At 43.7% G+C, this 12,736-nt stretch carries 14 protein-coding genes; 8 read left to right on the top strand and 6 right to left on the bottom strand.

The genetic code is table 11. The features are described from left to right. Nucleotides 1-128: 128 nt before the first annotated feature. The 3 genes from LHL20_RS17530 to LHL20_RS17540 form a co-directional block, all read right to left on the bottom strand. A complete protein-coding gene (locus LHL20_RS17530; RefSeq protein WP_226434229.1) occupies nt 129-899 on the bottom strand; it encodes a cupin domain-containing protein in 771 nt (256 codons plus the stop codon). Further along, a complete protein-coding gene (locus LHL20_RS17535) occupies nt 892-1,503 on the bottom strand; it encodes a sigma-70 family RNA polymerase sigma factor (RefSeq protein ID WP_159626950.1) in 612 nt (203 codons plus the stop codon). The genes LHL20_RS17530 and LHL20_RS17535 overlap by 8 nt, the downstream gene beginning before the upstream one ends. A gap of 119 nt (nt 1,504-1,622) precedes the next feature. Further along, nucleotides 1,623-2,198, bottom strand: coding sequence for an LON peptidase substrate-binding domain-containing protein (locus tag LHL20_RS17540; protein ID WP_226434230.1), 576 nt, complete (start codon nt 2,196-2,198; stop codon nt 1,623-1,625). Nucleotides 2,199-2,474: 276 nt separating this feature from the next. Here LHL20_RS17540 and LHL20_RS17545 point away from each other — a divergent pair, with 276 nt between their 5' ends. The 5 genes from LHL20_RS17545 to LHL20_RS17565 are packed head-to-tail and all read left to right on the top strand — an operon-like array spanning nt 2,475 to nt 6,895. Then, complete coding sequence (locus tag LHL20_RS17545; protein WP_202261968.1) at nt 2,475-2,906, top strand: nuclear transport factor 2 family protein; 432 nt, start codon at nt 2,475-2,477, stop codon at nt 2,904-2,906. Continuing rightward, nucleotides 2,903-3,619: an SDR family NAD(P)-dependent oxidoreductase gene (locus LHL20_RS17550; protein WP_226434231.1), complete on the top strand. Its 717-nt coding sequence runs from the start codon at nt 2,903-2,905 to the stop codon at nt 3,617-3,619. Before LHL20_RS17545 ends, LHL20_RS17550 begins: the two co-directional genes overlap by 4 nt. 14 nt (nt 3,620-3,633) lie before the next feature. Then, nucleotides 3,634-4,899 (top strand): NAD(P)/FAD-dependent oxidoreductase, encoded by a 1,266-nt coding sequence (locus tag LHL20_RS17555; RefSeq protein ID WP_226434232.1) that lies wholly within the window; start codon nt 3,634-3,636, stop codon nt 4,897-4,899. Next, the gene (locus LHL20_RS17560; RefSeq protein ID WP_226434233.1) at nt 4,896-5,639 is read left to right on the top strand and encodes a DUF1365 domain-containing protein; all 744 of its coding nucleotides are present in this window, start codon (nt 4,896-4,898) and stop codon (nt 5,637-5,639) included. The genes LHL20_RS17555 and LHL20_RS17560 overlap by 4 nt, the downstream gene beginning before the upstream one ends. 2 nt (nt 5,640-5,641) lie before the next feature. After that, entirely contained in the window at nt 5,642-6,895 is a 1,254-nt protein-coding gene (locus tag LHL20_RS17565; protein WP_226434234.1) for an SAM-dependent methyltransferase, read from the top strand. A gap of 76 nt (nt 6,896-6,971) precedes the next feature. Here LHL20_RS17565 and LHL20_RS17570 read toward each other — a convergent pair whose 3' ends face one another. Then, nucleotides 6,972-7,901 carry a flagellar motor protein MotB gene (locus LHL20_RS17570; RefSeq protein WP_159626957.1) on the bottom strand — a complete coding sequence of 310 codons (930 nt, stop codon included), beginning with the start codon at nt 7,899-7,901 and terminating at the stop codon, nt 6,972-6,974. After that, nucleotides 7,901-8,662, bottom strand: coding sequence for a flagellar motor protein PomA (gene pomA, locus LHL20_RS17575; protein WP_159626958.1), 762 nt, complete (start codon nt 8,660-8,662; stop codon nt 7,901-7,903). Before pomA ends, LHL20_RS17570 begins: the two co-directional genes overlap by 1 nt. 359 nt (nt 8,663-9,021) lie before the next feature. Between pomA and LHL20_RS17580 the strand changes: the two genes are divergently transcribed. The 3 genes from LHL20_RS17580 to dxs are packed head-to-tail and all read left to right on the top strand — an operon-like array spanning nt 9,022 to nt 12,094. After that, complete coding sequence (locus LHL20_RS17580) at nt 9,022-9,264, top strand: exodeoxyribonuclease VII small subunit (RefSeq protein WP_159626959.1); 243 nt, start codon at nt 9,022-9,024, stop codon at nt 9,262-9,264. Nucleotides 9,265-9,293: 29 nt separating this feature from the next. Next, a complete protein-coding gene (locus tag LHL20_RS17585) occupies nt 9,294-10,184 on the top strand; it encodes a farnesyl diphosphate synthase (RefSeq protein WP_226434235.1) in 891 nt (296 codons plus the stop codon). Nucleotides 10,185-10,216: 32 nt separating this feature from the next. Further along, nucleotides 10,217-12,094: a 1-deoxy-D-xylulose-5-phosphate synthase gene (gene dxs, locus LHL20_RS17590; protein ID WP_226434236.1), complete on the top strand. Its 1,878-nt coding sequence runs from the start codon at nt 10,217-10,219 to the stop codon at nt 12,092-12,094. 104 nt (nt 12,095-12,198) lie between these two features. Here dxs and LHL20_RS17595 read toward each other — a convergent pair whose 3' ends face one another. Beyond that, nucleotides 12,199-12,699 (bottom strand): phosphatidylglycerophosphatase A family protein, encoded by a 501-nt coding sequence (locus LHL20_RS17595; protein ID WP_159626962.1) that lies wholly within the window; start codon nt 12,697-12,699, stop codon nt 12,199-12,201. Between the last annotated feature and the right edge of the window lie 37 nt (nt 12,700-12,736).

Consider the following 12,736-nt stretch of genomic DNA (forward strand, 5'->3'; position numbering starts at 1 on the left):
CCATAAAAAAATCCGATATCAGTTACCTGATACCGGATTTTGAAGCCTTGAAAAGATCGGTCAACCGATCATTAAATTCTTAACTGATCGGCATTACACTTAATAGTGCGTTTTTTTGTTTACCGAGGCTATCTAAAAAAGAGGTGGCTGAAAGGATTCAACAAACGCGCTAGACCCGATGTAAAATGAAGTGGCTGGTCTACAATGCTAAACACTAAACACCCTTCTTTTGCATCAGCTCTTGGTGTGTGCGTTTTATCACCGTCCATATAGATAAAATCCCCTGTGTCATAAGAATTAAGTCCATCACTGAATTCACCGTCAATAACAAGCGTGTACTCTGTACCTCTATGGGTGTGCTCAGGAACACTTCCCCCCTGCCCCATAAATATAAAGTTCGCAACGCCCTGATTACCTAAATCAACTGGAGCCTGCCACAATTTACCAACTAGGCTTGACCAATTTCCCGTTTTTGTCACGTAGCGTTGCAACGTACGCGGAAGTTTAAATGAGCGACCATCAAGCTCGATGGTGCTGGACTTTGATGTATTTTGAGTTTTAACTCGAGCGGGAATGCTCTCTCGGTAGGGACGAGTGCTGACAACAACATCTGTGTCGTCAAAGTCGCCGTCATAGAGCACATCATCTTGGCTGATTTGAGCGTCGTCAGACTCAGAAGTAATGGATGACAACATGTCACCAAACGCGGCACCAGCATCACCGAATGCATCTACATCTGACATCAACTGTGCGGCCAGTGCCTCTGTTTCCAACTCGACTTGAGATCTACATCTACTGCACATATCACAGTGGGCTGCGACCATGAGAGATATCGCTGGAGATAGACCGCCTTCGACAAATTCGCTAAGTTGTCGAGGTGTTGGGTGAAACTTAATCATTGTCGTGTAGCATTACCTTTAAACGCTGAAGCGCTAGACGAGTTCTTGATTTCACCGTACCTAGTGGTATCGATAACTCGTCTGCCACCTCTTGCTGTGACTTTCCATCGATATAAATCGCTTCCACCACCGCTTTTTGTTTAACAGGCAGTGATTCAAATAAGTAACCAATTTGCTCTAGTGTAACCTGCTCGTCAAGCGGAGCTTCATTTGCGTCGGCAGTCTGCTCGCACAGCACAGGCCATAAGTCATCAGAGCACACATCCTCTTTTCTGTTTTGTAACTTTCTGAGCATGTCAAATCGAATATTGCGCGCAATGGTGAAAATCCACGTAGAAGGCGAGCCCTTCTCTGCATTGAATAAGTGCGCCTTTTGCCACACATTCGACATAGTATCTTGAACCAACTCCATCGCCAAAGCTTCGTTACCCATCTGCTTTAATGCGTATGAACGTAAACGAGGTGCGAAGTAATTAAACACTCTTGCAAATGAACGCTTACATCTGTCGTCCGCAACCGCTACAAGGTAATCAGACATTTCTGTAGCACACTCTTTAGGTTTGATTGTGCTATTGCTTTGTTCCAATGGAATTCCAACTAACATATGATTCGTCCGCCTTTCCGTTTTGGTTCTGATATTCTACGGCGAATTGGCATAAAGTGATTGCACAATTTGAATTACGTTTTTGTAATGTACATTACCCGCAACATTTACATTCAACATTACGCGATGAGTGCAGACAGGTAATGTAAAAGCCCTGTACATTCTTTCTGCGCCAAAAAGTGCTGCTTCTGCGCTCCATCAACCGGAAGTAGCTCCAACCACCTATTAAGAACCCAGTTAGGGCAATCAAATTTTGGCGCATCGTATAATGATGCAAGTTCTTCGTAATCGCTAAAAATCTCTTTAAGCCGCTCGTCCATAGGCGCTATTTGTTGAGGTGCTAATGTACAGTCCCACTGCGACATTGGCTTGCATGTACCTGTGCGCAAACCATCTTTTTCGGTTTGAATATCCGACACCTCGACTAACTTAGAACCAGCAACCTTTATGCCAAGCAACCCATCATCCAACATATCGAAGTCAACAACGTGTGCCATTGTTCCTATTTTATGAATATGTTCATTGAGGTCTTTATCGCCGCTGGCATTGAGCATACACATTACAAAGCCTTTGTTTTCAGCGCATGCCTCTTTGACCATCCTCAAATATCGCGGCTCGAAAATACGCAGCGCCATACGTCCCTCAGGTAAGAGATGCGCAGACAATGGAAATAATGAAAATCGATCTTCACTCATAAATTACACTTCCGAAAACACGAAATTACCTACGCAAGTGGGTACGAATTGGATCGAATGTGAAAAATTTTCACACTTTCGCTTTAAAACGTGATCTCTTAGTAACTAGACTCTGTATTGTGAACAAAGAATAAAAAAATGAAATATCTAAATCAAAGACTTGCACCGCGTACAAAAAAACACCAACCTTAAAATTGCAAATACTTACATTTGTAATGCGGGTTAGACTTTAGGTTAAATTTTTAATGTAACACGCTCGTTAAGAGGGAAATCTGGATGGATGTCATAAGTCGTTTTTGTAAAATTTACACAGATATTTGTCAAATATCTCCCGATGACTTGGCGTCTATCTACTCAGACAACATTCTTTTCATCGACCCCATAACAACACATCAGGGTCTGACAGAAGTTAAGCAGTACTTTGCCAATTTACTTACCCAAGCAGAGAGCTGCAAATTCGACATCGCCCATATTTTAGAGTGCGCAGTCAACGACTCCTCGGTAACCCATATTGCCAATTGGACAATGACACTAACGCTTACAAAAGGTAAAAAAATAATCACTCTTGATGGCACTACTCAACTCGGCATTAAAGATGACATTATTGTATACCACAAAGATTATTACGATGTGGGCGAAATGGTGTATGAGCACGTACCTGTATTAGGTTTTGTTATCAAAAAGATAAAAGGCAGACTCGCATCGTGAAGACACTCCTTATTACAGGCGCGACATCAGGCATCGGCAAAGCGTTGGCAGAACACGCAGCGAATAGTGGCTACAACGTAATTGCTTGCGGACGCAATAAGAGCGTATTGGACAGTTTAAGTGAACATCCAAATATTCAAGCCTGCCAATTCGATGTCACATCACTAGAAGACACACGTGAAGCACTTCGTACTCAGACATTTGACGTTGCCATATTAAACGCAGGCACATGCGAATACGTCGATGTTGACGACTTTGAGCCTGACATGTTTAGGCGTGTATTTGAACCAAACTTCTTTGGTGTTGTTCACTGCGTCGATGCCATTTTGCCTATTCTTAAAAAAGGCAACAAGGTAGTTATCGTAGACAGCATGGCGCGACTGCTTCCCTTTACCCGCTCTCAAGCATACGGCGCAAGTAAAGCGGCTCTACATTATTTTACGAAGTCGCTTGAAGTTGATTTACACGACAAGGGTATTGACGTTCAAGCTGTATCCCCTGGATTTGTTGAAACGCCGTTGACTGACAAAAACGATTTTGAAATGCCAATGAAGATAACCGCCAGCGAAGCAGCTAAAGCGATGCTTAAGGGAATAGAAAGTAACAAGCAAACGATTTTCTTTCCTCGCTTGTTTGGGCTCATTTTACGATTTATGCACATTTTACCAACGCCAATTCAAAAAAGATTGTCTTTGGCAATGAGAGAAAAATAATAAGAGAATTACTGATGACTAAAGAAATAGCCATTATTGGTACTGGCATTTCGGGCTTAACCTGCGCCCACTTACTAAACAAACAGAACAACATAACGGTTTATGAAGCGAATGATTACATTGGTGGGCACACTGCCACCAAACAAATCACAGACGATGGCGAGGTTCACAACATAGACACTGGCTTCATCGTTTTCAATGATTGGACTTACCCCAATTTTATCAAGCTTATAACGTCATTGGGTGTAGACTACCAACCTACTGAAATGAGCTTCTCTGTCACTAGCGAAAAAGCTAACATTGAGTACAACGGTAACAATATAAATAGTTTGTTTGCACAACGGCGCAATATATTGCGCCCTCGTTTTTGGCGAATTGTGCGTGACATATTAAAGTTCAATAAAGCGTGTAAGCAAATGGTTGCTGATAAGCGAGATACGTCTTTATTAACACTTCAAGATATTATCGAAGAGCTTCAACTGAGTGATGATTTCGCACGTTACTATATCCTGCCAATGTGCGCGGCAATATGGTCGAGTAGTCTAGAGCAAACTCGACGTTTCCCTCTGACCTTCTTCCTGCAGTTTTTTAATAATCACGGGCTATTAAACATCACAGATCGCCCTCAGTGGTACACAATAAAGGGTGGTTCGAGTGAATATATCCCCCCCCTTGTCGCCGCTTTTAAAGATAAAATTAAGCTATCGACAGCCGTGGTATCAGTGTCAAAACACGAAGGCAAGTGGCGAGTGATTGATGCACAAAACAACAGCGCGTTGTTCGACGATGTAATCTTTGCGTGTCATAGCGACCAAGCATTGCGCATGATTGCTGAACCAAGTGATTGGCATAAACAAGTACTGGGCAATATTCCATACGCGAACAATGATGTAGTGATGCATAAAGACACTCGTCAACTCCCTAAACGAAAGCTTGCTTGGGCCAGCTGGAATTATCGTTTAAAGGAAGACAGTAGCGAAGAAATGCGTCCAGCTTCAGTGACCTATAATATGAACATTTTACAACGTCTCTCTGTGCCTTCGACTTACTGCGTGACACTCAACAACACATCAAGCATCGATAACGATACTATATTGGGCCAATATGACTATGCGCACCCTCAATACAGTAGCGAAATGGTCGACGCGCAGAAACAAAGAGGAAAGATTTGCGGCGTTGATAATCTTCATTTTTGCGGCGCTTATTGGTACAACGGATTCCATGAAGATGGTGTAAGAAGTGCACTAGATGTGTGTGAACGCTTTGGTGAAACACTGTGATAGAGAGCGCTATATATCGAGGAACAGTTTTCCATCAACGGTTTAAACCTACACAGCATAAATTCGACTACGACATTTATCTATTTTGGTTAAAACTTAGCGGCAATGAGCTTGAAACATTGGATAGTACCCTCTCACATTTTTCTACCTCCAAGAGAGCCCGAGCGCGTTTTAAGCGTTCAGATTACCTAGGAGATCAAGATGTGCCCCTTGCTCAAGCCGTACTGCAAAAAATGCAGTCTCTTAATAATAATGTTGCGCTAGAAGGTGATGTGTTCATGTTAGGACAAATTCGCATGTGGGGTTTGTACTTCAGTCCGGTCAATTTCTATTATCTTCGCGATGACCAAGGCACATTCACGCATCTTCTAGCCGAAGTTAGTAACACACCTTGGAATGAGCGCCATCACTATCTCGTAGATTTAAAGACACAAGCGCATACTGAAAAAGCTTTTCATGTCTCTCCTTTTAATCCGATGGATATGACCTATCACTGGCGAATTTCCCAACCTAGCCATACACTTTCTTTAGCGATGGACTGCGTGCGTGACGATAAAGAATTCAGTGCAGGTATAAACTTACAGAAATTTAAGCTTGATGAAGCGAATCTTTCTAATGCGATGAAACGTATTCCAAGTATGACCATTAAAACGATGGCGGGAATATACTGGCAAGCGCTTAAATTATTTTTAAAAAGAACGCCCTTGTATTCACACCCAGAAAAGAGTCAGGAACAATAATAATGTCTTTTGGTGAATCCGTACTACTCACAACTTCAGAGGTATCACTTGCTGATAAAGTGTGCCGAAATCTGTTTCTTCAATGCCTCAAGCAACTGCCTTTTGGTTGTCTTATTATTCAAGAATGCGGTGATGAGATCGCACGATTTGGCGACGACAATGATGAATTGCGCGCCACAGTGAATATTAAAGATATGAGTGCGTATAGGCGCTTGCTACTTGGTGGTAGTGTTGGTGCAGGCGAAGCGTTCATGGACGACCTTTGGGATAGTAACGATGTTACCGCGGTTGTGCGTATTTTCGCTCGAAACCTGCCCACATTAGATAAGTGGGAAAGTAAATTTAAATGGCTTTCTATGCCAATAAATAAACTACAGCATTTCGCTCGACGCAATACCCGCGACCAAGCTAAGAAGAACATCGAAGCGCATTACGACCTTGGCAACAAATTGTATACGCGTTTTTTGGACGACACCATGATGTATTCGTCGGCCATTTACCCCGACGCGAATACGTCACTCAATGCGGCACAAAATTATAAGCTGAAAACCATTTGTGACAAATTGCAGCTTAAAGAGAGCGACCACCTAATTGAGATTGGTACGGGCTGGGGCGGTCTTGCCGTCTATGCTGCTAAACACTATGGCTGCAAAGTAACCACAACCACTATTTCAGAAGAACAACATGCGTGGGCACAAGAATGGATCGCCCGTGAAGGCCTATCTGACCGCGTTACCTTGCTGAAAAAAGACTACCGATTATTAGAAGGCAAATACGACAAGCTTGTCTCTATTGAAATGATTGAAGCGGTAGGCAAACAATTCTTAGGTAACTTTTTCGAAAAATGCTCATCGCTTTTAAAAGATAATGGCCTGATGCTACTACAGTCTATTACCATTGATGATAGACGTTATGATAGCTATTCAAACAGCGTGGATTTTATTCAAAAGTACATTTTTCCAGGCGGCTTTTTACCATCGCAATATCAATTAAATGCCCATTTGAAAAAGCATACCGATATGATGATAAGAGATTTACATGATATTGGTATTGATTACGCAATGACATTGAATCATTGGTATGAAGCGTTTATATCAGCTAAAGACGAACTGCTAAAAGACGGTTATGACGAGCGCTTTATGCGTATGTGGACTTACTACTTGAAATATTGCGAAGGTGGGTTCCTTGAGCGCACGATAAGTACTGTACAACTTGTGGTGTCAAAACCACAGTTTAGAGCAACGCTCGCTCGCTAGTAAAAATCTATATTCTACACAAAAAACGGCGCTGAAAATGCGCCGTTTTTGATTGTGCTCAATGAATTACTACTGCTTATTCATCTACGACTGAGATGGGCTTTGAGAGCATGGGCTTGCCTTGATTGATATTGATTTCTACCCGCCTATTTTTGGCCCTATCTTGAGCTGTAGTTGCATTTTCGACAACGGGAGCAGTATCGGCTTTGCCCACTACAGACATTCGACTTTCATCAAAACCAGGCGCAGTGCGCATGGCCTCGGCCACTGCAACAGCACGCTGTGCTGACAAGTCCCAATTTGAACGATAAAGCTCATTGGCAATATGCTGCCCATCGCTATGTCCGGAAATTTCTATTTCGCCGGGTACATCGGCCAACAGTACACCAATCTTTCTTAAAACAGGTTGGAATTGTGGCTGTAAGAATGCAGAGCCTGCTGAGAAGGAACCATTTTCCTGAATACGTATGGTGATCTGCTGTCCCAACGACTCCATTTCTATAGAGCCATCCAAAATCTGCTTTTGAAGCTGCTGTGCAATTTTCTTCATCAATTCTGCAGTTTGTGTTTGTTCAGAGCTTTGTTCTGCCGACGATGCTGACTCATTGGCAGTTTGCTGAGATTGACCGCCACGTTGTTCACCGCGTTGCTTCTGACGACCACCTGCCGAGTCTTCATCGCCTGCTTGAAACTCTAACATCTGCTGTGTCATTTCAATGGTCTGCTGCTGAATAGATTCAATTGGCGTTGGGTCAGGTTTACCCGGTCTAAACTCCATGGCGATAACACTTGTTCCTTTCGGAATGTCTTTAACCTCAATTTTATTTTGCACACCAAAGGCGAACTTCATCGAGCCCGCAATCTGCTTAAACTTGAGGACATCCATTTCGGAGAATGACAGAAGTAACACGAAGAAGCACATCAACAGAGACATTAGGTCTGCAAATGTTCCCATCCAAGCGGGCAGCCCCTCGGGGGGACATTTGGGGCATTCTTCTTCGGCCATTATTCTTCCTCGGCGGCACCGCGTTTGCTAGCTGCAAGATAGTTCTTCAACACACCTTCAATTACGCGTGGATTTTGGCCATCAGCAATACCGACAATACCGTCTAATACAAGACTCTGGTTAAGCTTTTCCTCACCTGCGCGTACAGCAAGTTTAAATGCAATAGGTAAACACACTACGTTGGCAAAGAAGGCACCATATAGCGTAGTCAAAAGTGCAACCGCCATTGCAGGGCCGATAGCCTTGGGGTCATCCATGTTAGACAGCATGGCTACAAGACCAATTAGGGTACCTATCATCCCCATTGCTGGCGCTACGTCTCCCATACCTTTGAAGATAGACGCGCCAAAGTCATGCCGTTCGCTTGTCATTGCGATGTCTTTGGATAAGGTTGCACGAACCACTTCAATATCGTGTCCGTCAACTAGCATGTCTACGCCTTTTTGCATAAATTCATTCGATATCTCAGCTTCTTCGAGTGCAAGAAACCCACCTTTACGCGCCGCATCTGCCATTTCTACGATTTTTTCGATAAGCTCTTCTGGCGACTCAATTTTGAACATAAAGGCCTTACCCGCCACCTTACCTGCGCCAAAGAATTGGCCAAGGGTGAACTGAGATAAGACTACGAATAAGGTTCCACCGAAAACGATAAGTATAGATTGCACGTCTATGAACATGCTCATGCTGCCGCCTAATATCATAGCCATTACTATGAAACCGATGGCGCCCAACATACCTATGACGGTTGCTAAATCCACTCACTCTTCCTCATTTATGTGCAGACAGTGCTATTGATGTACATGTATTCTATCGGCAAAGTATTAAAATACTAAAACGACATTATTGAAAAATATCACATTTATTTCAGTGTGGTAGCAATTTGCAAAAGGAATGCAACGCTGATTGCGTAAAACAATGTTTCGCATTGCCACCTATTTTGAGGACTATAGCACATTTAATTTGGTACGCCCTTTTACCTTTCACTACCCACTGAGTTTACCGATTGTTCGATTTTTGCATCGTTATAGGCAATATACGGACAAACCATTTGACCCATGTGCACCCCTCAGTTAATGTGCGCGTACATGTAATTTGGCCACAAAATTGAGTGAATTTTATGACGACTGAAAAAGACGCAACTTCTTTTGAAGAAACCCTTGCGGAATTAGAAGCCATCGTGAACGATATGGAAAACGGTGACTTGCCACTCAATGTAGCATTGGAAAAGTTCGAACGCGGAATCGCATTATCTCGCCAAGGCCAAAAGTCGCTTGAAAATGCTGAGCAAAAAGTAAAAATACTGCTTAGCGAGCAAGGTAACGACACATTAGAAACGCTTCCTGAAAGTGAACAGCCTTAAATCGTTCATTTTTAACTAACAGGTAATCTATGAATTTTTCCGCTTTGCATCAGCAAGTGAAACAACAGACTGATGCATCTCTTCTTACACTAATTGACGAGTTACCCGATTACGCTCCGCGACTAAAAGACGCAATGCGTCACGCGTTGCTCGCCGGCGGTAAGCGCATGCGTCCGCTTCTTGTTCAGGTAGTGGGCAACACGCTAGACGTGCCAAAGAAAGACCAAATGGCGATTAGTATGGCCATCGAGTGTATTCATGCGTATTCCTTAGTGCACGATGATCTGCCAGCCATGGACGACGATGACCTGCGCCGCGGCATGCCTACCTGTCATATTGCCTTTGACGAAGCCACGGCAATTCTTGCTGGTGATGCGCTCCAGTCACTTGCTTTTAGTGTGCTAGCAGATGCGCCACTGAGCAATTATGCACAAACTAAGCGCAGTAACTTGCTTTCTATTCTTGCAAAAAGTGCTGGCTATTTGGGCATGTGTGGTGGCCAGGCGATAGACCTGGCAAGTACTGGCAAAACCATTTCACTCGAAGAATTAAAACAGCTGCACAAATTAAAAACAGGTGCGCTGTTGAAAGCGTGTATAGAAATGATAGCTATAGTGAGCGAAGACCTTACTGTTGAAGCTCAGGCCGATTTAATGGCTTACGCGGCTGATATAGGTCTAGCATTTCAAGTTCAAGACGATATTCTTGACGTTGAAGGCAGTAGTGAGCAGTTAGGAAAACCTGCTGGCTCAGATCAGGCACTAGGCAAGAACACGTTTCCCGCCAAGTTGGGCCTAGATGGCGCCAAGCAAGAGTTAGAAGTTCTTCATAATAATGCACTTCAAGCCTTGTCGCGTTTACCCTACAATACAGACAGTTTAATTGCGTTTAGCGAGCTTTTGGTAAAACGCGACCACTAGCCACGCGCCATGTTGAAAAAGATAATAAGTACATGAGTTTAGATCTCCAACATTACCCAACGCTTGCGCTTGCGCAAACACCAGAAAAGCTGAGACAGCTGCCTCAAGACAAGCTGCGCGAGTTAGCTGATGAGTTGCGTGAGTATTTACTTAATTGCGTAAGCCAAACAAGTGGCCATTTTGCCTCAGGCTTAGGTACAGTCGAATTAACGGTGGCGCTGCACTACGTGTATAACACACCATTCGACCGATTATTGTGGGATGTTGGGCACCAAGCCTACCCACATAAAATTCTCACCGGTCGTGCCGAGCGCATGAGCACAATCCGTCAAAAAGATGGATTGCATCCCTTCCCATGGCCTCCAGAGAGCGATTATGACACCTTTGCAGTGGGTCATTCGTCTACCTCAATTAGTGCAGCCCTGGGAATGGCGGTTGCCGCGGAAAAAGAAGGCAAAGACCGCAAAGTAGTTGCCGTTATTGGCGATGGCGCTATGACAGCAGGTATGGCATTTGAAGCACTGAACCACGCTGGCGATATCAAAAAAGACATGGTTGTGGTGCTTAATGACAACGAAATGTCGATTTCTGAGAATGTAGGTGCATTAAATAGTCATTTGGCTAGATTACTCACCGGTAATTTCTTTAACTCTATTCGTGATGGTGGCAAAAAGCTGCTAAGTAATGTGCCGCCTATTAAAGAGTTCGCCAGCCGTGCTGAAGAGCACTTAAAAGGCATGGTAGTACCTGGTACCATTTTTGAAGAATTAGGTTTTAACTATATCGGCCCAATTGACGGCCATGATGTTAACGCTGTTGTCGATACCTTGCGCAATATGCGTAAATTTGAAGGCCCTCAGTTGCTGCATGTAGTAACTAAAAAAGGAAAAGGCTATGCCGTAGCCGAACAGGATCCTATCAAGTTTCATGCTGTGCCTAAATTCAACCCTGCTGATAATGCGCTTCCTAAATCAAAACCTTCAGCCCCTACCTATTCGGCTATTTTTGGTAAGTGGTTATGCGATATGGCAGCCCAAGATCCTAAGTTGATGGCTGTTACTCCCGCGATGCGCGAAGGCTCAGGAATGGTTGAGTTCTCGCAGCAATTCCCAGACCAATACTTTGATGTTGCCATCGCAGAGCAGCACGCCGTCACGTTCGGTGCAGGATTAGCAAAAGATGGCATGAACGCGGTTGTAGCAATTTACTCTTCATTTTTACAACGCGCTTATGATCAGCTCATTCACGATGTCGCCATTCAAGATTTACCTGTGTTATTCGCGATTGATAGAGCGGGCATTGTTGGCGCTGACGGCCCAACCCACCAGGGCGCATTTGATATCGCCTTTTTGCGCTGTATCCCTAACATGGTGATTATGGCCCCTGCGGACGAAAATGAATGCAGACAAATGCTCTATACAGGCCACAAGCTTCAAAAACCAGCAGCGGTGCGTTATCCGCGTGGCGCTGGTATGGGCATTACACCAGATGAGGAAATGTCGGCACTTGAGATTGGTAAATCTCGTCTGATACGTTCATCAAGTGTGGATGATGGCAAGCGCGTCGCTATTTTAAATTTTGGTTGTTTATTACCTTATGCAATAGAAGCTGCTGAAGAATGCAATGCCACGGTTATTGATATGCGCTTTGTGAAGCCGTTAGACGGCGAAGCCGTAATGAATGCGGCCAGTGAACACGATGCACTCATAACGCTAGAAGACGGCTGCATCATGGGTGGAGCGGGCAGCGCAGTACTGGAACATTTGCAACAAAACGGCGTATTGAAGCCAGTGAAGATGTTAGGGCTGCCTGATAGCTTTATTTTGCAAGGTACACAGCAAGAAATGTATAACGTTCATGGTTTGGATACCAAGGGTATCGTTAGCGCAATACAGGAACTCACGAAATAAAGTGAGTTCACTAAGTTCCTATTCAAGCATATACAAATTTAAGCACATACAAAAAGCCCGCAAACGCGGGCTTTTTTATATTAGGTAAGTGTGGGGTCACACGCTTATATAAACTGCAGTGACGCAGGCCAAAACCACATTAATAGATGTAAACATCCGCAAGCCATAGCACCAGCGATTAAATCGTCTAACATGATACCTGTACCGCCGTGTAAGCGTTTATCAATGATACCTATTGGCCAAGGCTTTAAAATATCAAACAAACGAAATAAGACGAATCCAATCACTAAAGTAGACAGCGAGATTGGGACAAGCAGAAATGTCACAAACATGCCCGCTATTTCATCCCACACGATAGAACCATGATCGTGCACTTGCATATCATCTGCAGTTTTGCCGCAAAGATATATACCAACAATAGAAAATATAAGTGTGAGCGCGACGAACGAAATAATCGATACATTGGCACATAAAACAAGCAAAGGGATTGCTGCTAATGAGCCAAACGTACCTGGCATAAAAGGCACTAGACCACTACCAAAGCCAAGAGCCAGAAAATGTACCGGATTCTTCATACTGACTCTGGCGCGATACTCTGCTTGCATAATGGTTTCTCTTATTTAGCGTAGTACTTAAAGTTTA

The organism is Alteromonas sp. McT4-15 (assembly GCF_020515205.1).
Classification (GTDB): Bacteria; Pseudomonadota; Gammaproteobacteria; order Enterobacterales; family Alteromonadaceae; genus Alteromonas.